Origin of the sequence: Acinetobacter sp. Root1280, from assembly GCF_001425285.1 — a bacterium.
Taxonomy (GTDB): domain Bacteria; phylum Pseudomonadota; class Gammaproteobacteria; order Pseudomonadales; family Moraxellaceae; genus Acinetobacter; species Acinetobacter guillouiae.
Map to the genome: position 1 here is coordinate 100500 of NZ_LMED01000028.1, position 20358 is coordinate 120857.

Here is a 20358-nt window from a genome sequence, read left to right on the forward strand (position 1 = left end):
TGGTTTTTTTATTGCAAAAGATAAAAAACTGATCGTTCTAAAAACAAAACAATATGTTGCTATTTTGCTATTTCATCCCAATTACTTAAATATTAATATTCACTCATGTTAAAAAATAAAGAATTGGAGACTTGAGATGAATACTTTTTTACATCACAGCGAAAACCGTGGTCACGTAAAAATGGGTTGGTTAGACACCAAACATAGTTTCTCTTTTGGTAGCTGGTACGATCCTAAATATATGGGTGTTGGTTCTTTACGTGTAATCAATGATGATACCATTGCAGCACATAAAGGTTTCGGTACTCATCCACATGACAATATGGAAATTTTGACCTGTGTGCTCAAAGGTACCATTTCACACAAAGACAGCATGGGAAATGAACGTCATATCCATGCCGGTGAATGGCAATTGATGAGTGCGGGTACAGGTGTACAACACAGTGAAATCAACCAAGGTGATGAAGCCGTTCATATGCTACAAATTTGGGTGATTCCAAATGTTCAAGATGCTGAACCGAATTATCAACAAATTGAACGTGATCCTAAAAAATCACCTAATGAATGGCAATTGATTGTGGGGCCAAATGACAATGCGCCGATGCATATTCGTCAAGATGCTGAAATTAAAGCGGCATATTTGGAAAAAGGTCACACACTTGAAGTGAAAGCAACCCAAAAATTTAACTATGTACATGTGATCGAAGGTGAGATTGATATTGCCGGTCAAGTCGTTAAAGCAGGTGATGCTTATTTATTTGACGAAGATTCAACACTCACTGCACATGAAGATAGCCAATTTATTTGGTTTGATTTAAACAGCTAATCCGTATGCAATAAAAAACCTCCGTATGCAATATATGGAGGTTTTTTTTATGTCGAGCTTGTTGAATAAGTTAGCAGCAGTGTTTAAGCACAATAATCTTTTTTCTGATCTTTAATCAATGATAGAGCAGCATTCCAAGCGGCCTGAATAATTGGTTCAGCAGCATCACTTTCAAATTGCTTCACCGTATATTCACATATTTGCTTACTCGGATAATGCAGTTTTGAGCTACTCATGGCTTTGATCTGAACTTGACAAGCCCGTTCTAAAAAGTAAATTTCGTGAAATGCTCTTGCGATACTATTACCAGTGGCGAGCAAACCATGATTACGTAAAATCATGCAACGGTAATTGCCCAAATCCTCAACCAAACGCTCTCGCTCTGCGGTGGAAAACGCGATGCCCTCATATTCATGATAAGCAATATTATTATAAAACTTCAGTGCATGTTGCGATAAAGGCAATAAACCTTTTTCTTGTGCAGACACCGCAATCCCGTCTGCCGTATGGGTATGAATAACACAGTGAATATCATCTTTGGCATGGTGTAAGGCAGAATGAATGACGAAGCCTGCGACATTGACCATCTTCCCTTGATCATAATCGGCCACGATATTCCCTTCATGATCAATCTTCACCAAATCTGATGCTTTCATCTGATCAAATGTCACCCCATAGCGGTTAATCAGAAAATGATCAGGCTCATGCGGGACACGTAAACTGATATGGGTATCAATCAAATCGGTCATTCTATAGTGAGCAATCAAGCGATAAAGGGCTGCTAACTGACAACGTGCTTCCCATTCAGCTTTATCAATATGCTTTGGACGTTTCATCCTAAAATCCTTTTTATTGCCAATGTATAAACATCATTACTTTTAGCGAGTGTTCAACAAATTAACAAGTTTTAATTCGTGAATGATAACTAAAGCATCAATTTCGGGGTTGCATAATATAAAAAATCCAAATCAATAATTGAATATTGATTTGGATTAAAATTATTAATTATCATATTTTTTATTATTATTTATATTTATCAAATTATTATAATAAAGATTTATATTTTGTTTGTTCTTATTAAAATAAAAAATTAAATTATTATTTATTTTAATTCTTCATTATTGTTATAAAACGCCCTCATTCGTTGTTATAAGAATAGATTTAAATACTGAGCTGATAGAGCAATTTTTTACCCTTAAAAGTTAAATCCTTAATAAAAACAATATCCCTATTATCTAAGTAAGAAATAGCATCATCAATTTCAATGTAGTCTTCATCAATCAACCATGAAATATCCAATTCGTTTAAATCAACCATACCGACTAAGTAAATAGCCTGATTTTTATTTTGTCGATTTTGAATATTTTTTAGAATTTCGCGTATCTTAATCCAGTCTTTGATATTTTAAATCTCATCGTGCTTACAGGTTCTATTATATTTATTGGAGAATTAAATACTAGATAGAGAAATGCCCTATGCGACAAAATCTGTCGCATAGGGCATCACTATAAAAAACCACAATATCTGTATAAATTTCATCCATAAATATGGATAAGAATTTCCCCTACAATCGCTTTAAAATTGCAATATGAAAGCTTGAATTCACGCCCTATATTCTGTTCTCGTGCTTATAGTCAAACAAGGAAAAATCACATCTGCTTGTGGCACTTCTTACAAACTCACTGCAAGCGTCCCAATTTTTGTGCATGTGATTGACCTTTGCAAAATCACGATTGCATATTTCACTCGTGTACAAACTTTTGCTCAATGAGATGTCATACGTAATCCCATTCCCCACAACCAATGAATGCCACGCTTTTCACGGTAAAATCTGCTGTTTAATCATTTGAAGTCACAATCTTATCCCTTTGCCTCAAGAAGACTGCGATAAGGACTTTTCAGCATCACTTGATTCTAGCTTGATCTCATCAGGCTGTTTTTCTCCACGATTTAAAAATAGATTTAATAAAATTGCGGCCAAAGTTGCTGTACCGATTCCACCAAGATCAAATGAACCAATATGTACACTAAAATTACCTGCTCCCATGATCAAGCTGACCGCAGCAATAATTAAGCTACTGTTTTTAGTGAAATCAATTTTGTTATCAATCCAAATCTTTGCACCAGCCACTGTGATTAAACCAAACACCACAATTGAAGCACCACCTAAAAGCGCAACAGGAATAGTACTAATTACAGCTCCAAATTTAGGTGATAAGCCCAACAAAATGGCAAAGATCCCAGCAATCACAAAGACAGTAGTTGAATAAATTTTAGTGACGGCCATAACCCCAATATTTTCAGCATAGGTGGTCATGCCTGTCCCACCAACAGAAGCTGATAAACTGGTACATACACCATCGGCAAAAAAAGCACGTCCCATATAAGGTGATAAATCACGGCCTGTCATTGCAGATACTGCTTTAAAGTGACCTAAATTTTCAGCGACCAGAATTATTGCCACGGGCGCAATTAACAGCATGGCATTGGCATTAAACGTAGGTGCAACAAAATGTGGTAGGCCTAACCATGCAGCATTGCTAATGACTGCAAAATCGATAGCTTTGCCAAAACCCATTACATTGGCAAGGATAAAATATAAGACATATGCACAGACCAAACCCAACAACAATAATAAGCGACGCATCATGCCTCGGGTAAATACAGCAATCGCACTGATACACAGAATGGTTAGAATTGCCATCCAAGTATCAAATGAATTTGCTGAAACACTTTTAATGGTGACGGGTGCCAAATTTAGTCCAATGATCATCACGATTGCACCCGTAACAATCGGTGGCATCAACTTTTCAATCCAACCTGTTCCAGTCTTCATGACAATTAAACCAATCGCGGCATACACTAAGCCGCAAGCGATGGTCCCCCCCAAAGCCAAGGCAATATTCGGATTTGATCCCACTCCAGCATAGCCTGTTGCAGCAGCGACAGCACCAATAAATGCAAAACTCGATCCGAGATAACTGGGCATTCTTCCACCTGTCATCAAGAAAAATAGAATCGTGCCAATACCCGTGATAAATATGGTTAAATTGGGATCAAAGCCCATTAGTAAAGGGGCAAGAACCGTTGCACCAAACATTGCAAAAGCATGTTGCAAGCCCAAAACAATACTTTTTCCAGCAGGTAAATATTCATCAATTTGCACAGGGGTTTGATCTAAATTTCCTGTGTATGGTTTAAATGATGTAAACCATGGTTCTTTTGTCGCCATTTTCTAAGTCCCCATATTGAGAGATCAACATACATTTTGAGGTTCACAGTAACTGCGTTTGAAATATAGAAGCGCATTTAAACTTGGGTTGTGACGAATTGCTTTGACCTGACAAAACAATACATCATGACTGCCGACCACTTGACTGGATACCACTTCACAATCAAATGAAATTAGGGCGTTATCTAACACGGGAGAACCTGTCACCAGTTCACTCCATTCAGCTTGCGCAAATCTCTGTTGCATCGGTGTTTTGCCACCAAAGAGATTCGACAATTCGGCTTGATTTGAACCCAATGTATTGACACATAAAACTTTATTTTCAGAAAAAATGTGATATACCGAAGCAGCCCGATTGAGACATACCAATAAGGTTGGAGGTGAATCCGTTACACTACACACTGCGGATGCGGTAAAACCTGCCTGCCCTGCATCGCCTTTGGTGGTAATCACATTGACCGCAGCACCTAGGTTAGACATACCTTGTCTAAAAATAGCTTGATCGATTTCTAAATGGACATTGGCTTCACACGGAGTGTTAAACTCAATTATTTCACCAGTAAGTGCACTTTCCTGTTTGATCATTTGCATCATGACGCTCCCACCCCAATGCGCAAATGTTCATCGAGGTTAAAATTATTTTTGAAAAAAATGATTAAAACGCATAGACAAATCTAGACATGCTTTATCCCACATGTGCTACAGATGCAATTTCTACTAAAGCTTCAGGTTTAACTAGTCCGACCTGTACACAATATCGAGCGGGTTTATCATTGGGAAAATATTCAGCATAGACCACATTTACTGCAGCATAATCTGCCCAATCTTTGACGAATATTGAGTTAAAGGTAATATCATCCATTGTCCCACCTGCAGTTTCGATGACGCTTTTAATGGTTTCTAAAATATGCCGGGTTTGCCCTGCGGCATCACCGACACAGACCACATCATTATTTTCATCAAAAGCCAACGTACCTGAGACATAAACAATATTGTCTGCCTTGGTTGCTGGCACATAAGGTGCTAGGGGATTAGCTGTACCTATTGGGATCACAACTTGTTTCGACATTTTAAATTCCTTTATTTTTCCTTAAAGCATCTTCGCCATAGACTTCAATACTAGATATGGCAAAAGACAAATAACCAGTTTAAAACCACTAAGCCGATTGACTGAAAGTCACAGAATTTGGCTGTGCCTGTTGAGTATTAAAAGTCTTTACAAATGACGCCGTGTCAGACACCCATCCAAAAAAAGTTTGAATGTTATATAAGGCTGCCTCTTGCGCTGTTTGAGGACCCGCTTGATAACATGCATCTTTAAGCGCCACACCAAAGTATTCCAAGAAAAAACCATCTCTGAGGGTTGATTCCACACAAACATTGGTGGCAATACCCACGAAAACTAAATTTCGAATACCACGGGCACGTAAAATGCTGTCCAGCGCTGTATTAAAAAAGCCGCTATAACGTGGTTTCTCGATCACAATGTCTTGAGCTTGAGGCCTTAACTCATCAATTAATGCAAAATCCCAACCTCCTTTTGCCAATAATTTGCCTTGTAAGGCAGGATTTTTACGCATGGTTTTTAAGGCATTGGATTTATGAAAGTTAGGAGAACCTAGACCACCTGCTTCTACATATTGCTGATCCCATCCGTTTTGGAAATAGATCACTTGGATGCCCACGGTATGTGCTGCATCAATGCTTTTTTTAATATTGGCAACCACAGGTTGAGTGGCTGAAACATCAAAACCAGCCAAATCTAAATAACCACCAATTGAGGTATAGGCATTTTGCATATCAATCACGATAAGCGCCGTTTGTTCTGGTGCAAGCTGAATTGATTCTGGTTCTGCTTTTAAAACTCTGCCCGTTCCTGCATGTGCGGTAAAATCTGTACAGACCAGATGTTCTACAGCTTTAGCGTCATTCATCATACTCATGCGCTTTTCTCCAAAATGGGTTGAGCTGATTGATAGCTTGCAACAACCTCCTGACGGCAAGTCATCAAAGGCTGAATACGTTGTCCAAAATCCTCAACCCCTTGTATAAAATCATCAAAAGTTAAAAGAATCCCTTCAGTACCTTGAATTGTAGAAATTTGGTCCAGCATCTTAGCCACATTTTCATACGAACCAACGATTGTTCCCATGTTGATATTGACGGGGGAAACACTTGAAGCCATTTGACGAATATTGGTATCTGTACCCGATGTTTGATCTTTGCCACCTTGGTTCATTAACCAATTAATCGCCTCTAGATCTGCACCTTGGTTATAGTTCTCCCATTTCGCCATGGCGTGTTGATCTGTCTCTGCGGCAATCACCATAAACAAAACATAAGTTTGTACATCTCTTCCAGTTTGGTCGGTATGTACTTTTAAACGGTCATTGATTTCAGCGTAGGCGGTTGGTGTATTTAACCCTTTACCAAAGACAAAATTATAATCTGCATATTTTGCAGAGAACGCTAAGCCCGCATCAGACTGGCCTGCACAAATAATTTTCATATCAGCTTGTGGCATTGGCTTTACTTGGCAATCCTCCATTTGGAAGAACTCGCCTTTAAAATCAGATGTTCCAGTTGCCCAAAGCTCACGTAAAATTTCGACATATTCAGATAAATAATCATAACGTTTAGAGAAATAATCATTCCCTGGCCATAGTCCCATTTGGGTATATTCTGGTGGTTGCCATCCCGTCACAACATTTAGCCCAAAACGTCCATTTGAAATTGAATCAATCGTAGATGCCATACGTGCCACGATGGCTGGTGGCATCACCAAAGTCGCGGCTGTCGCAAAAATTTTAATTTTACTGGTGACTGCGGCCAAACCTGCCATTAATGTAAACGTTTCTAAGTTATAATCCCAAAATTCAGTTTTACCACCAAAACCACGCAGTTTAATCATGGACAATGCAAAATCAAAACCATAATGTTCTGCACGCTGTACAATCTGTTTATTTAACTCAAATGTTGGCTTATATTGCGGTGCATTTTCTGAAAGCAACCAGCCATTATTTCCAATCGGACAAAACACACCAATTTTCATAGCTAAACCTCACTGGACAAAAAAATATTCTAAAAAACATCTGATCAAAAATTTAAAACTTCACTCAACTTATAATTATTAATAATGCATAGTGCATGCCACTAAATTTAATGTATTGTTTTTATTGTTAAAATTTTAATTATTATTTTTTATTTTACCTTTTGGTAAAATTTATGAATTTCTCAAGTAAAAAATTAAACTAAAATAGTGCATAAATGCATCATTTTAGATCATTGAAATTTCTAAATCGGATTTAACAAAAAATAAAAAACCGCATAAAAATGCGGTTCGATAGCATAACAATTTTCGTTTAATCAACCAGTATTTTAATAAAATAAATAACCTATTAAAAATCAAAATTAAAACCGCAATTAAAACCATAACAAAATCAATATTTATAATATTTTACAAGCACCCTCAACAGCTAATCGAAGCTATCTTGCATATATTTTTTATGACCACCATAACCAATATTAATAATCATATTTGCAGCCGTCATGTTTTTTTCTATATTTCATTTCCTAAAGAAAGCGCTGGCTTTTATCCTACTTTGGCCTCAGATGTCGTCAAAAATATAAATCGTGCAGGACAACGATTGGCAGAAGTAGGCCCCATTTTTACTACATCATAAATCTGCTCAGTGCTGATTATTTTATCTAACTAGCCATTATAGTTATGGCTGCTAAGCACAATTGATTTATATTCATATTTAGGTTGTGGTTTATAGCACCTCTTCTACTAAATTTTGAATTAAAATCTGATTGACTGTCTTACTTTCTGTTACAGAGGATGCATGTGCTCCTGTTTCCAACAGTGTTAATACGCCATGCCCCAATGCTTTTTTAAGATCGATACTCTTTTGATAAGGCACTAAAAAATCATCTTTGTTGGCAATATAATACACATCCGTTTTTGCCAAAGCTGCGACATGTTCAGGTAAAATTTTAAAATTCATCAATGCATTCATACGTACCAATACATTGTTGATGGGTGGGAAATCATCGAATCCAGAATTTTCAATATCCTGAATTTTTTGAATATGTTTTGAAATATAGGCAGGCGGATATAGGAATAAAGCTTGTACCCGTATATAAGCTTCAACACCTACATTTTCTAATAAAGTAATACGTGCCTGAAAACACTTTTGTGTATGCGGATCAAGTGCATCCCAAGCATTAATAAAAGTAAGACTGGTTAATGATATATCTGTGTTCTGAACCAAGACCGCCAATTCTGCCCCGATGACCGCGCCCAAAGCATGTCCAATAAAATGGCATTGTTTGATCTGTTGTTGTTGCAGAATATCGAGAATTTGTTTCGCCATATTTTTGATTGAGTATGATGTTGGCAATGCATCAGAATTCGCATGACAACCTTCTTGATCATAAACAAGCACTTGAAAATATTGGGTTAATGTTTCAATTTGTGGTTGCCAAAATGAGGCGTGCCCGCCTAAACCTGAAGATAAAACGACAATTTCAGCATCTTGCTGAGTAACACAAGGAAAAATTCGATAGCTCATTGTTTTACCATTCTATTAATTAGTTGATTTAATAACAGCAAAAAATATGCCGAATCCTTGTTATGTTTAGGTTGGTTTTTTAAAGGCTTTTGATGACCAATGTAAACGGTAGGGTTTTTATCCGATCCTTTACATACTAAACATAACATGGGCATATTTTTGACATAAAACTAAAAAGACTCTTGATAAAATGAATCTTTTATTCAAAATAATTCGATATCATAAACATAGACCTACCCATTAAAATTTGGATATTGGATTAAATCCCTTAAATGTATCTTAAAAAAAAGCAACAAGAATGTTGCTTTAAAATACAAAAGACTTTCAGCGTTATCCGAATAGATTGTTTCAATCAACGCATGCGTTTTAAGTTATAGGTTACCACACCCCAGATTTCAAATTCTTGCCCTTCTTCAATATAAATATTTTTAAATTCTGGATTCTCAGCTTTTAACCAAACTTTCGGTGGATCAAACTGTTTATCGATCATCAGGCGCTTCACCGTGAAATCATTATCAATACGGGCAATCACAATATCACCAGATTTTGCAGAAATACTACGATCTACAATCAATGGATCTTCAATATCAATACCAACATCTAGCATTGAAAGCGAATTTGCTTTAACAATAAAGGTAGAACTTTCATTTCGAATTAAATATTCATTCATATCCAATGATTGTTCTATGCTATCTTGAACAGAAAATGGCACACCAGCAGCGACTCGTTCTGTCGCAAGTGGAATCTGATAGACCTTATCATTTTTAGGCTGAATGGTCTGGATATTCATGCTAGAGCTTAAATCACTGAGCTGGCCGTTTTTGAAATTTTTCAGTAACCAGTTTTTGATAAAATCTACTTGTGACTCTGGGACACGGATAACTTTGGTCGGCTCACTAAACTGTGCCTTACGCCCAGCATTGGCTCTCGCACCTCCGTGTTCAAATTCTACTTTCTTAGACATTATTTATCCTATATGCTTCATAAAAGCCTGTAAAATCAATATAGCTTGAAAAAGTTACAAATTCAAGTTGACGGCAAGTTTTTTTTGAATAACAATAACTCTATCGATCAGTTTTGATACATCTATTTGAACAAGGACGACAAAGATAATCAATATACTTATCATAAATCAATAATTTAGAATACAGACATCTTGTTAATTTATTGATATTTTTGAATAAGTTCTCTGATCCCACTTAAGCACTTAATTGATTGATTTTCTATGTGGAGACATAAAAATGGCGACTCAACGTGATGCAATTCTTGGTTATGCAGACGAACAACATGCTTACTATATTCGTTTGATTGAAGACAATAATGTGTTAGGCAGCCAGTATGGTTTATTTTGTGAAAATACCAATAGCGATATCGCTGAAAGTATCATGACCACATTATTTTTAAAGAAATCATTTTGGTTAAATGGTTCTGAATTTAGTGATATTGTTAAAGGTTTAGAACCTCTTCCACTTTAAGCTGATGCCAACCTGATAAAATTGGATTTGCTTAAATATTCAACTGAAGTTTATGATTTGATATGTATTTCGTGATTAAAATGTCGTTGTATTCCCCTCGATACAACGACGATTTAATTTTCAATTGATCACGCTATCGATTGAGTTTAGATCCTTGTCATAAGTATTAAGCTTTTTAATCAAATACTCACCGCCCATGATCTCTTGTTTGATTATTCCTTTTTCGTTATTCCTGCTTTATCCGTTTCTTGATTATCTTGCCCTTTTATTGAGCCCCCTACTGAGCGCTTTATCAGTCACTTATAAAGATCATTGATCACCTCGTATTCACGAGTTGCTGAAATACTCAGATCAATCCAATTCCTCCTGTTTATTCATGGCACTTATTTTGCTTAATAAATATTACGTTTTTCAATAATCGTAATACTCAAGCTAAAATGAGGGCGGTAAATATGGGTTATGTCGCAAAGGAAATTGGTCAAAAGAACAAGCTATTACTGAGCTTATGTTCTTTTTTGATCCCTATTTTGCTCTGGTGTGCGGTCAGTTATTTACCTTTTATTTGGCACCCTCAAGTGCAAATTACAAATTCTGGTAGTGTCTCGTATTTTCAAGTTGGCAGCCGTGTTGAAAAAAGTGTGTTCTATAGTGAGGCACAAAATGCGGTCGATCACCATTCTGCACCACCACAAGGTATTTTAGTTAATCCCATTTACTTACCTGCACCACATGAAGTGGCTAAAGCCTTGGTCACTGCATTTACCACACCGCCAGAACAACCAGATACACCATGGTTTCATCAAAGCTTATGGCACAGTATTAAAATCGTTTTTTCTGCTTTTTTAATCTCTTCAATTTTTGGTATTCCGCTGGGGATCTTCTGTGGTTTCTCACAAAAAATATCGCTGCTTACAGAACCTTTTGTTGAGTTTTTCCGTTATTTACCTGCACCTGCATTTGGCGCACTTGCTGTTGCCATTCTCGGAATCAATGATGCGCCTAAGATTGCGATTATTGTAATTGGAACGCTATTTCAACAAATCCTAATTATCGCCAATACAACCCGTATGGTCGATAAAGGCTTAATTGAAGCCGGCTATACCCTTGGAACCAATAAGCTTAAAAGCCTATTCAATGTAGTAATTCCTGCGGCTTTTCCAGATATTTACCGTGATTTACGTGTCTTGCTGGGTTGGGCGTGGACCTATTTGATTGTGTCTGAATTGATTGGTACGACCTCAGGTATTACATGGTTTATTACTCAACAAGCACGCTATCAAAACTTTGACAATGTCTATGCCGCGATCTTGATTATCGGCGTGATTGGGCTGGTTTGTGATGTGTTATTAATGAAAGTGGGCGAGCGTATGTTCGCATGGAAAGCAGGGGCAAAATAATGAATGACTCAACTTTTAATTCAGCTGAATATTTTCAAAAAATTTATGCACGCCCTATCATCTTAGAGGCCAAACGACTGAGCCAAGTATTTAAACATGGTAAAACTGAACGAACCGTTTTAAATCAACTGGATCTTAAAATCCATAAGCGTGAATTTATTTGTGTGATCGGTCCATCAGGCTGCGGAAAATCAACCTTAAGCCGAGTGATTGCAGGTTTAGATCCATATCATAGTGGTGAGATCTTGGTCGATGGCGAAGCTATTACAGGCCCAAGCCCTGAACGTGGCATGGTATTTCAGGGATATACCCTATTTCCTTGGAAAACGGTTAAAGAAAATGTCATGTTCGGCCCACGAATGAAAGGTGCCAGCCAAATGACTGCGGAAGCCAATGCACGGGAATGGATCAATATTATTGGCTTAGACAAATACGAAAACCAATATCCACATCAACTTTCTGGTGGAATGAAACAGCGTGTTGCCATAGCACGAGCTTTGGTCAATGAACCAAAAATCTTATTGATGGATGAACCTTTTGGTGCGCTTGATCCGCATACTCGCCAAAAGATGCAAAAACACTTAATGGATTTATGGCAAAACATTGATATCACAATTATTTTTGTCACGCATGATATGGATGAAGCCATTTTATTGGCTGATCGTATTGTCGCGTTAAAAGCCAATCCCGGTGAAATTAAAGAAATTATTGAAGTAGATTTACCGCGCCCACGTTCATTAGATCTTATGGCAACACCCGCTTTTCAACATTTAAGAGCGCGAGTGGATCAGTTGGTCCATGCTCAGGAAGATGAGCTAGATCCATCACTACAAGACTTACCCAAAATACCGCGTATGACCCAAGTCAGTACAGGTCAATAAGCAGACGGATTTTTAGAGCATTTGGGACGACCCAAATCGCTAAATTCTTTGTTGGACGGCCAACCTTGGTGATATTCATGTCAAACACATATGTTTTACCGCTGGTGGACATTTCTTTACTCTCCAGCCCTGAGCTTCAAGATCGACTCACGGTCGCACACGCTTTAGATCAGGCATGTAAAGATGTTGGTTTCTTATATTTAACAGGAGAACAATTTAAACCTGAGTTATTTCAAAAGCTTTATCACACTGCCCAGCAATACTTTGCCCAAGATACTGCCATTAAGATGCAGCATTATATTGGCTTATCAGAAAATCATAGTGGTTATGTGCCGATCGGTGAAGAACGCTTTGTTGAAACAAGTTATGATCTCAAAGAGGCCTATGATGTCAATTATGATCACCAGAGCCAAGCAGATCGTCGCCCCTTGGTTGGCCCAACACAGTGGCCTGATGACCCGATATTTAAGCAGCAAGTCTCTGCCTATTATCAGCATATCAAAGCGATTGGGCATGAAATTTTCCAAAGTTTTGCACTGGCACTCGGTCTAGATGAGCATTATTTTGATGCACATATTTCCAAAGCCCCCAGCCAACTTCGCCTAATTCATTATCCTTACCATCCTGAAATTCAGGATAAAGAAGGTATCGGTGCGCATACCGATTATGAATGTTTCACTTTGCTATTACCCACAGCGCCCGGATTACAAGTGCTTGATAAAACGGGGCAATGGATTGATATCCCCCTTCTTGAAAATACTTTGGTTATGAATATTGGCGATATGATGGAAATTTTATCCAATGGTCGATATTTAGCAACCAAACATCGTGTTAAAAAAGTGTCTGAAGAACGCTATTCATTCCCGTTTTTCTTCTCTTGTGATTATGACTATGTAATTCAGCCTTTACTCAAAGATCAGCCTGCACAATATGCGCCTTTAAAAGGAGGTGAACATCTTTTTAATCAAACCGCACAAACCTTTCAGTATCTCAAAGAAAAAGTGGCACGGGGCGACATTCAACTTGAAAATGCCCGCCCGCTTTATTCATTTGGTTTAAGCCAAAATGAGGAGTCGAAATGAACTTATTAGAACTCTGTACACAACTTAAACCAACGGATGATTCAGCCTGCTTATTGCCGCAATATTTATTGGGTGCTTTTCGCCGTAAGAGCATTACCTTTGCCAATGGTTTAACCGATGAAAACACCCTGGTCTATTGGTTTCAATCCAAGACATTTACCATTGATTTACGCTTAAAAGACCCTCGATTAACACCCGTTTTAGAACGACAAGGTTGGGTTGGCGATACTCTTTGGGATGCTCAAAATCAATTACTTTCATGGCATCTCAGCAGTAATTATCAAAATCATGTGCAATGGCCCGAACCTGCAAAATTGTATTCGATTGGCAATGCCATACTCGAGTTTTCACCCAGCCATGCTTATGTTGAGGATTGGCGTCAACAAGCGACGCGTGGCATTTATCTTGGCTTACGTTTATTTAAAATTGAAAATACTGAGTTAAATACCAGTTATCCTGCGGATGGCGGCTTGATCCTTTGTGATCATTTTATTGCCTTTGCCAAGTCTCGACATCCCGATATACAACAGGCTCTTAAATCCGCTGAGACGTTAACAGATGCTATTTTTCAGCAACAGATCAGTCTAGAAGCTATCCAAGACTATGAGGTTTCGATCAGTTTTGATCAACAGATCATCGAACTTAGTACCGTCACCAACAAAGTTGGAAGCAAGATTGATCTTGAAAATTTCCAACAGCTTGATCGCAACACACTAGTACAACAGCGAATTATCGATGGTGAACTGTGCCGTTTATATTTCACACTCGATGTATTTCAAGCAGATTTTTGCTTTACAACACTCACGGGCACTTCAACTGCTAGCCAAAGTTGGTTTGATCATGAAGAAAATCACCTTTTCCATCATGCAAAAATAGCCTTATAAGGAATATTTCCAAGCAATGTCTTTTTTATATTTAATCATTGCCATTGTGGCAGAAGTCATCGCGACTTCTGCCATGAAAGCATCTGATGGTTTTAGTCAGTTATCTGCATCGATCATCACCGTGATCGGATATGCGGTTGCCATTTATTTTTTATCACTGACCATGAAAACGATTCCTGTTGGTATTACTTATGCGCTTTGGTCGGGCGCAGGTATTATTTTAGTGTCTTTAGTCGGCTTCTTTTACTACAAACAACACTTAGATTTAGCTGCAATCATTGGTTTGGTATTTATGATTATTGGAATTTTAATTATTCATCTTTTTTCAAAAAGCACAGAAATATAATCAATGGATAATCATATTTTAATGTGATTAAGCTCTATATAATATTTTTGCACCTAAAATAAAATAGCCCGAGACATGCTTAGGCTATTTTTCAAACTATCTAACTCTTTTAAAAAACGTTATTTCAACTCTTGTAACAATGTTGGATAAATCAGACCATCGACATTTTGTTCGGTTTTATAGATGCCATTTTCCACGTTGAATTTATTGACGTGATAAGACGAGCCATAGATCGAATCAAAACCATTGCCTTTGCTAAAGACTTTTTGATTGGCTTCTAAATCAAGTAAATGGGTACCATTCACCATTGTTTCGTATTGTTTTGGATCGACCCCAGAACGAATTGCCATAATTTTTACAGCATCTGCATGTGTCGCAGGATCATTGATGTATTTCACCGTCTTGTCCCACACTTGAAGGATCTTTTTCCATTCATCTTTATGTGCAGTTAAATGACTCATATTTACGGTCAGGGTGTCATAAATTAATCCTGGTTTATCCTTCGATGTATAAATGATTTTTGATCCAGCTACCGCTTTTAATGCCTGACTGGCAACAGGTTGCCATACCGCAATCGCTGAAACATCGGGGCTGGATAGAACTTGTGGTAATTGATTGGTGGCAGAATTGACCAATTTGATTTCATTGATTGGGATTTTTTGATCTGACATTGCTGTTGCAAGGAGCAAGTGATCGACCAGACCTTTTTCAACACCAACAGATTTACCTTTTAAATCATGAATACTATTGATCCCATCTTTGGCAATAATCACATCATTGCCCGCAGAGTAGTCCGTTGCCATAATCATCATGCCTTGGGTACCACCTGATGCCGTCACCAAGTTATCGCCATTGGTGACAAATACTGCATCTAATTGATTGGCTGAAAAGGCTGAGAGTGATGCTGAATAATCAAACCATTTAAACTCAACATTGAGACCAGCTTCTTTTAGCCAGCCTTTTTCAATCGCAACCTGCCACGCCACAAAACCCGGCCAATCACTATAGCCAATGGTGATTGGTTTTGCATTTGCTGAAGCTTGAGTACCTTCTTTCGCTTGTGGAATTTTTGCTGTGTTGTCACAACCAGCGAACAACATTGCAGATAATAGTGATACTGATAATAAAGATTTATGGATCATACAGATACTCCCCCGATTTAATCATTTTGCAGAATTGGTGGCATCACAGCATCCATCAGCTCCAGATGCCCTTTGATCACACCCTTGAGTGCTGTAAATTGTTGGCTTATATGCCAAAGCTCAGAACTTGCCCCTTGCATCAGCATGACTTGTAAGATTTTTTGTTGATCAAGTTGAATATGCAGTGAACTGATCACTTGTGTTAAAAACTGTTGTTGTAAATCAATCAGTTGATTTCGAAGTGGCATTTGTCCTGCATCATAAAGAATGGTCAAAGTGCCGACCATGACTTCATTTGCCTGTGCCTGTTCCGCAATCAGGTGTTTATTGATCATGTCAACAATCGCTTGAGAACGACTTTCGTAGTGCTGATCAACAATTTTCTGATCGAGTGCATTTAGCGTTGCTTCAGGTACAGTAATGCTGATTCGAGCCAACTTTTGTTTAGCCACAAACTTATCCTTTTACCTTGTTGACAGAAGTGTTTTGTTTGATATATACGCCTGCACGTACACTGAATAAATCTATAAAAAATGCTTTAAGCGGATGTGTTTTTTTGACTGCTGTTTTGACCTGATTCATAGCACAACTCCATCTCAGTATTACCAAATTAGGTTTTTGTATTACTGATATAACAATGCAGAAAATGTGCCAGTTTTTAACCAAGTTTTTGCTGGTTTTAGCATGTATTTATGGATGATTTTTGGGCAAAAATAAATTAAATGCACAAGCATAGCGCGAAGCGTTATATAGGTTTAACAGTAAAGCCTCTTTTATTTTAATTTTAATCGGCTAAGTCTTTCTAACTTATGACACTTGATAGGATTATGGCTGTAAAGCAAATAGAAAAAATTAAATCTATGTTTGAAACAGAAAAGGAGCATCATCACTGATGCTCCTGTGTTGATTTTTATCAGGCTACAGGTGCTAAGGTAAACAACACCTGTCCAGTCTTAACCGTCTGACCTTTTTCAATGGTGATGGCTTCCACCTTCATCCGTTCAGGTGCAACAATCGGAATTTCAATTTTCATCGCTTCAATCACCGCAAGGGTTGCACCTTCTTCAACAATATCTCCAGAAGCACATTCGATTTTCCAGATTGAACCAGGCATATGTGATTCAACTGCACAACCACCTTCGGGGATACTGACTGCTTCGCCATCCTCTACAGTATCTAAACCTTCTGATACATATTCTTGTAAACCTGCAGCATGCCAACGACGGCGCTCTGCTTCAAAGTTGGCTTGTTGCGTCTGTTTAAAAGCATGAATACTGTCTTGATTTGCAGCAAGGAAATCATTGTATTCTTTAAGATTAAGCACACCATCTTCAATACGCAGTTGCAAACGCCCTGCTTTAAAATCTTCACGCATTTGTAGCAATTCTACTTCTGAAACCTCATAGAATTTAACCTGATCAAAGAAGCGTAATAACCACGGTTTGCCAGCTTCAAAATTGGCATTTTTACGATAACGGCTCCACATTTGTGTGGTACGTCCCACAAATTGATAGCCCCCGGGACCTTCCATACCATAAACACACATATATGCCCCACCGATACCAACAGCATTTTCTGGTGTCCAAGTTCTTGCAGGGTTATATTTTGTTGTGACCAAACGCTGACGCGGATCAAGTGGTGTGGCAACGGGCGCACCTAAATAGACATCACCCAATCCCATGACCAGATAATTGGCACTATAGACCACATCTTTTACCGCTTGCTTTGATGCTAGGCCATTGATACGACGAATAAACTCAATATTATCAGGGCACCACGGTGCATCAGGACGGACGATTTGTGTATAGCGCTCAGTCGCCAATTGGGTTTGTGAATCTTCCCATGCCAGTGGTAAATACACGGTCCGTGAAGGCACTTGCATATTGTGAATATCGGGCAGTTCCGCTTCCGCTCGTTGAAGTTTTTCCAATAGCTCAAGTTGATCGATTTGAATTGAATCAAAATGAATTTGTAATGAACGAATCCCCGGAGTCAGATCAATAATTCCGTGGATATTCTGCTCTTTTACCCATTGCATCAAAGCATGAATACGGAACCGTAGATTTAAGTCTAAAACCAAATCACCATATTCAACTAATAAATAGCTATTCCCCGCAGGTCGGTAAGTCACACTCGGTAAATGTGCTTGTCCTACGCGTGTGGCTAAAACAGCATTTTCTAATGTGTCATTTTCCGCGTGGAATACAGGATTAAAATTCACTTCATCTGTGTCAGAAGCGATAAGGCTTTGATGATATGTGTGATCCAAGGCTTTTGCTTGCGCATAACTGACAGGAATAAATTTAACTTTATCACCTGCTTTAAGTTGACCAATTTTCCAAAGTTCAGAATGAATCACCACAGCTGGACAAACAAAGCCACCTAAGCTTGGACCATCAGGCCCTAAGATGATCGGCATGTCGCCTGTAAAATCAATCGCACCAATTGCATAAGCATTGTCATGAATATTTGATGGATGCAAACCTGCTTCACCGCCATCTTCACGTGCCCACTCAGGTTTTGGGCCAATCAAGCGAATACCTGTACGACTCGAATTATAGTGAATCTCAAACTGGTTGCTAAAGAATCTATCAATATCGTCTTTGGTAAAGAAATCTGGTGCGCCATGCGGACCATACATCACCGCAATTTCCCAATGACGCGCAAATTTAGGGATTTGATCTGCGGCTAAACTTTTGCTTTGATCAGATGAATATTCAGTAATCGCAAGCATATCCCCTATTAATAAATTACGCCCTGCATGCCCACCAAACTGTCCCAGTGTAAAAGTTGCTTTTGAACCTAGATATTCGGGAACATGAAAGCCACCTTTGATCCCAATATAGCTTCGGCATCCAGTGCTCATTGTTCCACACTTTAACACCTGACCTTTTTTAACATTTACGGTTTGCCACATTGGAACCAGTACGCCATCCAGTTTAGATGGCATGTCGCCACCAGTAATCACAATTTGACTATCACAATGAAACTTTAAACTTGGCCCTTGTAAGGTACATTCCAATCCAGAAGTATTATAAGGATTGCCTAAAAGTTGGTTGGCGACATTTAAACTTAAAGGATCAATTGCACCCGATGGTGGAACACCCACATCCCAGTACCCTAAACGACCAGTAATATCCTGAATTGCGGTTTGAATACCCGATTGTAAAACCTCAATTTTTTGGGTTTTCCATACAAAGCTGTTTAAGAAGCGTGTGGTTTGTGTCCCTGAATTAAACACCTCACCCGCAATAATATTTTGTAGGTATTCCAGATTGGTTTCGATTCCTGCAATCTGTGTATCTGCCAGACTAGATTGCATGGCTTGAATCGCTGACCGTCGATCAGATGCCATCACAATGATTTTGGCAAGCATAGGATCATAAAATGAAGATACATTTGAACCAGTTTCAACCCATGTTTCGACCCGTGCATTTTGATCAAATTGCACATAGGTCAGTAAGCCTGCACTGGGTTGAAATTGTTTAATCGGGTCTTCCGCATATAAACGAACTTGAATCGAATGTCCTTTTGACGCTAATTTTTCAGTGGGTGCTGACCAATCGCCACTGGCTAAAGTCACCATCCATTCAACCAGATCTACAGCATAGACTTGTTCCGTTACGCCATGCTCAACTTGTAGACGCGTATTCACCTCTAAGAAATAGAATTGCTCGGTTTCAGTATCCATCACAAACTCAACCGTACCTGCTGAACGATAATTCACAGATTGCATAAGTTGAATTGCGACAGTTTGAATATAGTCACGTTGCTCATCGGTTAAATGAGGTGCGGGTGTTTCTTCTATGACTTTTTGATTACGACGTTGTACAGAACAGTCGCGTTCTCCTAAAGCCAATACCTGCCCTTTTCCATCACCAAAAATTTGTACTTCAATATGTCGAGCATGCTGCACAAATTTTTCTAAGTACAAGCCTGCATCTTTAAAGTTGGCTTGGGCCAAATACGAAACGGTTTGATAAGCGTCTTTGAGTTCCGCTTCATCCCAAACCAAACGCATACCGATACCACCACCACCCGCAGTACTTTTTAACATCACAGGATAGCCAATACGTGCAGCTTCGGTGATTGCTTCTGGTTCGCCTGAAAGCAAAGAACTTCCCGGCAAGAGTGGTACTTGGCTTTTAATCGCCAGTTCGCGGGCCGTATGTTTTAGACCAAAGTCCAGCATTTGGCTTGAGGTTGGCCCAATAAAGGCAATGCCCTGATTTTCACATAGGTCACAAAACTCTGCGTTTTCAGACAAAAAACCATAACCCGGATGGATTGCTTCAGCGCCAGTTTGCTTGGCAATTTCAAGAATTTTTTCAATATTTAAATAACTTTGTTGTGCTGGTGCAGCACCAATACAAAATGCCTCGTCGGCTAAAGTCACATGTAAAGAATCCTGATCAGCTTCTGAATAGACAGCAACAGAAGCAATGCCAAGTTTTTTTAGTGTACGAATCACACGACAAGCGATTGCACCACGATTGGCAATAAGAACTTTTTTAAACAT

At 38.5% G+C, this 20358-nt stretch carries 19 protein-coding genes and 1 pseudogene; 7 read left to right on the forward strand and 13 right to left on the reverse strand.

The features are described 5' to 3' along the window. Window positions 1–136: 136 nt before the first annotated feature. Window positions 137–826 carry a pirin family protein gene (locus tag ASC84_RS19845; protein WP_004724634.1) on the forward strand — a complete coding sequence of 230 codons (690 nt, stop codon included), beginning with the start codon at window positions 137–139 and terminating at the stop codon, window positions 824–826. Window positions 827–909: 83 nt separating this feature from the next. Here ASC84_RS19845 and ASC84_RS19850 read toward each other — a convergent pair whose 3' ends face one another. The 9 genes and pseudogenes from ASC84_RS19850 to ASC84_RS19890 form a co-directional block, all read right to left on the reverse strand. Further along, a complete protein-coding gene (locus ASC84_RS19850) occupies window positions 910–1662 on the reverse strand; it encodes a class II aldolase/adducin family protein (protein WP_056517856.1) in 753 nt (250 codons plus the stop codon). Between the two features lie 1037 nt (window positions 1663–2699). After that, window positions 2700–4058 carry a pyrimidine utilization transport protein G gene (rutG, locus tag ASC84_RS19860; protein WP_056517858.1) on the reverse strand — a complete coding sequence of 453 codons (1359 nt, stop codon included), beginning with the start codon at window positions 4056–4058 and terminating at the stop codon, window positions 2700–2702. Window positions 4059–4082: 24 nt separating this feature from the next. Beyond that, window positions 4083–4649 (reverse strand): NADH-dependent FMN reductase RutF, encoded by a 567-nt coding sequence (rutF, locus tag ASC84_RS19865; protein WP_035371025.1) that lies wholly within the window; start codon window positions 4647–4649, stop codon window positions 4083–4085. A gap of 94 nt (window positions 4650–4743) precedes the next feature. Continuing rightward, window positions 4744–5127: a pyrimidine utilization protein C gene (gene rutC, locus ASC84_RS19870; protein WP_056517860.1), complete on the reverse strand. Its 384-nt coding sequence runs from the start codon at window positions 5125–5127 to the stop codon at window positions 4744–4746. An 88-nt stretch (window positions 5128–5215) separates the two neighbouring features. Further along, complete coding sequence (gene rutB, locus ASC84_RS19875; protein WP_155860366.1) at window positions 5216–5992, reverse strand: pyrimidine utilization protein B; 777 nt, start codon at window positions 5990–5992, stop codon at window positions 5216–5218. A 5-nt stretch (window positions 5993–5997) separates the two neighbouring features. Next, a complete protein-coding gene (gene rutA / locus ASC84_RS19880; protein WP_056517864.1) occupies window positions 5998–7110 on the reverse strand; it encodes a pyrimidine utilization protein A in 1113 nt (370 codons plus the stop codon). A 543-nt stretch (window positions 7111–7653) separates the two neighbouring features. Continuing rightward, window positions 7654–7803, reverse strand: a pseudogene (locus ASC84_RS23415) (nitroreductase family protein); the annotation flags it as partial. A gap of 28 nt (window positions 7804–7831) precedes the next feature. After that, a complete protein-coding gene (rutD, locus tag ASC84_RS19885) occupies window positions 7832–8632 on the reverse strand; it encodes a pyrimidine utilization protein D (RefSeq protein WP_056517866.1) in 801 nt (266 codons plus the stop codon). A 352-nt stretch (window positions 8633–8984) separates the two neighbouring features. Beyond that, the gene (locus ASC84_RS19890; protein WP_004724650.1) at window positions 8985–9596 is read right to left on the reverse strand and encodes a LexA family transcriptional regulator; all 612 of its coding nucleotides are present in this window, start codon (window positions 9594–9596) and stop codon (window positions 8985–8987) included. A gap of 277 nt (window positions 9597–9873) precedes the next feature. On the opposite strand from ASC84_RS19890, the gene ASC84_RS19895 reads away from it, so the two are divergent. From ASC84_RS19895 to ASC84_RS19920, 6 genes are all read left to right on the forward strand, one after another. Further along, window positions 9874–10107, forward strand: coding sequence for a hypothetical protein (locus tag ASC84_RS19895; RefSeq protein WP_004724652.1), 234 nt, complete (start codon window positions 9874–9876; stop codon window positions 10105–10107). Between the two features lie 452 nt (window positions 10108–10559). Beyond that, window positions 10560–11504: an ABC transporter permease gene (locus ASC84_RS19900; protein WP_056517868.1), complete on the forward strand. Its 945-nt coding sequence runs from the start codon at window positions 10560–10562 to the stop codon at window positions 11502–11504. Further along, complete coding sequence (locus tag ASC84_RS19905; RefSeq protein WP_056517870.1) at window positions 11504–12385, forward strand: ABC transporter ATP-binding protein; 882 nt, start codon at window positions 11504–11506, stop codon at window positions 12383–12385. The genes ASC84_RS19900 and ASC84_RS19905 overlap by 1 nt, the downstream gene beginning before the upstream one ends. A 77-nt stretch (window positions 12386–12462) precedes the next feature. After that, complete coding sequence (locus ASC84_RS19910) at window positions 12463–13467, forward strand: isopenicillin N synthase family oxygenase (protein ID WP_056517872.1); 1005 nt, start codon at window positions 12463–12465, stop codon at window positions 13465–13467. Continuing rightward, window positions 13464–14351: a hypothetical protein gene (locus tag ASC84_RS19915; RefSeq protein WP_056517874.1), complete on the forward strand. Its 888-nt coding sequence runs from the start codon at window positions 13464–13466 to the stop codon at window positions 14349–14351. Before ASC84_RS19910 ends, ASC84_RS19915 begins: the two co-directional genes overlap by 4 nt. A 16-nt stretch (window positions 14352–14367) precedes the next feature. Next, window positions 14368–14697: a multidrug efflux SMR transporter gene (locus ASC84_RS19920; RefSeq protein WP_004724663.1), complete on the forward strand. Its 330-nt coding sequence runs from the start codon at window positions 14368–14370 to the stop codon at window positions 14695–14697. A gap of 119 nt (window positions 14698–14816) precedes the next feature. Here ASC84_RS19920 and ASC84_RS19925 read toward each other — a convergent pair whose 3' ends face one another. The 4 genes from ASC84_RS19925 to uca all read right to left on the reverse strand — a co-directional run bounded on the left by ASC84_RS19925 (window position 14817) and on the right by uca (window position 20358). Next, window positions 14817–15839: an ABC transporter substrate-binding protein gene (locus ASC84_RS19925; RefSeq protein WP_056517876.1), complete on the reverse strand. Its 1023-nt coding sequence runs from the start codon at window positions 15837–15839 to the stop codon at window positions 14817–14819. A gap of 17 nt (window positions 15840–15856) precedes the next feature. Next, window positions 15857–16291, reverse strand: a complete 435-nt coding sequence (locus ASC84_RS19930; protein ID WP_056517878.1) for a CopG family ribbon-helix-helix protein — start codon at window positions 16289–16291, stop codon at window positions 15857–15859. A gap of 4 nt (window positions 16292–16295) precedes the next feature. Next, entirely contained in the window at window positions 16296–16421 is a 126-nt protein-coding gene (locus ASC84_RS23520; protein ID WP_264753257.1) for a hypothetical protein, read from the reverse strand. A gap of 331 nt (window positions 16422–16752) precedes the next feature. Next, window positions 16753–20358 (reverse strand): urea carboxylase, encoded by a 3606-nt coding sequence (gene uca / locus ASC84_RS19935; RefSeq protein ID WP_056517880.1) that lies wholly within the window; start codon window positions 20356–20358, stop codon window positions 16753–16755.

Coding starts and splice junctions, on each gene's coding strand:
- ASC84_RS19845 (WP_004724634.1), top strand. CDS start 137: ATGAATACTTTTTTACATCACAGCGAAAACCGTGGTCACGTAAAAATG.
- ASC84_RS19850 (WP_056517856.1), bottom strand. CDS start 1,662: ATGAAACGTCCAAAGCATATTGATAAAGCTGAATGGGAAGCACGTTGT.
- rutG (WP_056517858.1), bottom strand. CDS start 4,058: ATGGCGACAAAAGAACCATGGTTTACATCATTTAAACCATACACAGGA.
- rutF (WP_035371025.1), bottom strand. CDS start 4,649: ATGCAAATGATCAAACAGGAAAGTGCACTTACTGGTGAAATAATTGAG.
- rutC (WP_056517860.1), bottom strand. CDS start 5,127: ATGTCGAAACAAGTTGTGATCCCAATAGGTACAGCTAATCCCCTAGCA.
- rutB (WP_155860366.1), bottom strand. CDS start 5,992: ATGAATGACGCTAAAGCTGTAGAACATCTGGTCTGTACAGATTTTACC.
- rutA (WP_056517864.1), bottom strand. CDS start 7,110: ATGAAAATTGGTGTGTTTTGTCCGATTGGAAATAATGGCTGGTTGCTT.
- rutD (WP_056517866.1), bottom strand. CDS start 8,632: ATGAGCTATCGAATTTTTCCTTGTGTTACTCAGCAAGATGCTGAAATT.
- ASC84_RS19890 (WP_004724650.1), bottom strand. CDS start 9,596: ATGTCTAAGAAAGTAGAATTTGAACACGGAGGTGCGAGAGCCAATGCT.
- ASC84_RS19895 (WP_004724652.1), top strand. CDS start 9,874: ATGGCGACTCAACGTGATGCAATTCTTGGTTATGCAGACGAACAACAT.
- ASC84_RS19900 (WP_056517868.1), top strand. CDS start 10,560: ATGGGTTATGTCGCAAAGGAAATTGGTCAAAAGAACAAGCTATTACTG.
- ASC84_RS19905 (WP_056517870.1), top strand. CDS start 11,504: ATGAATGACTCAACTTTTAATTCAGCTGAATATTTTCAAAAAATTTAT.
- ASC84_RS19910 (WP_056517872.1), top strand. CDS start 12,463: ATGTCAAACACATATGTTTTACCGCTGGTGGACATTTCTTTACTCTCC.
- ASC84_RS19915 (WP_056517874.1), top strand. CDS start 13,464: ATGAACTTATTAGAACTCTGTACACAACTTAAACCAACGGATGATTCA.
- ASC84_RS19920 (WP_004724663.1), top strand. CDS start 14,368: ATGTCTTTTTTATATTTAATCATTGCCATTGTGGCAGAAGTCATCGCG.
- ASC84_RS19925 (WP_056517876.1), bottom strand. CDS start 15,839: ATGATCCATAAATCTTTATTATCAGTATCACTATTATCTGCAATGTTG.
- ASC84_RS23520 (WP_264753257.1), bottom strand. CDS start 16,421: ATGAATCAGGTCAAAACAGCAGTCAAAAAAACACATCCGCTTAAAGCA.
- uca (WP_056517880.1), bottom strand. CDS start 20,358: ATGTTTAAAAAAGTTCTTATTGCCAATCGTGGTGCAATCGCTTGTCGT.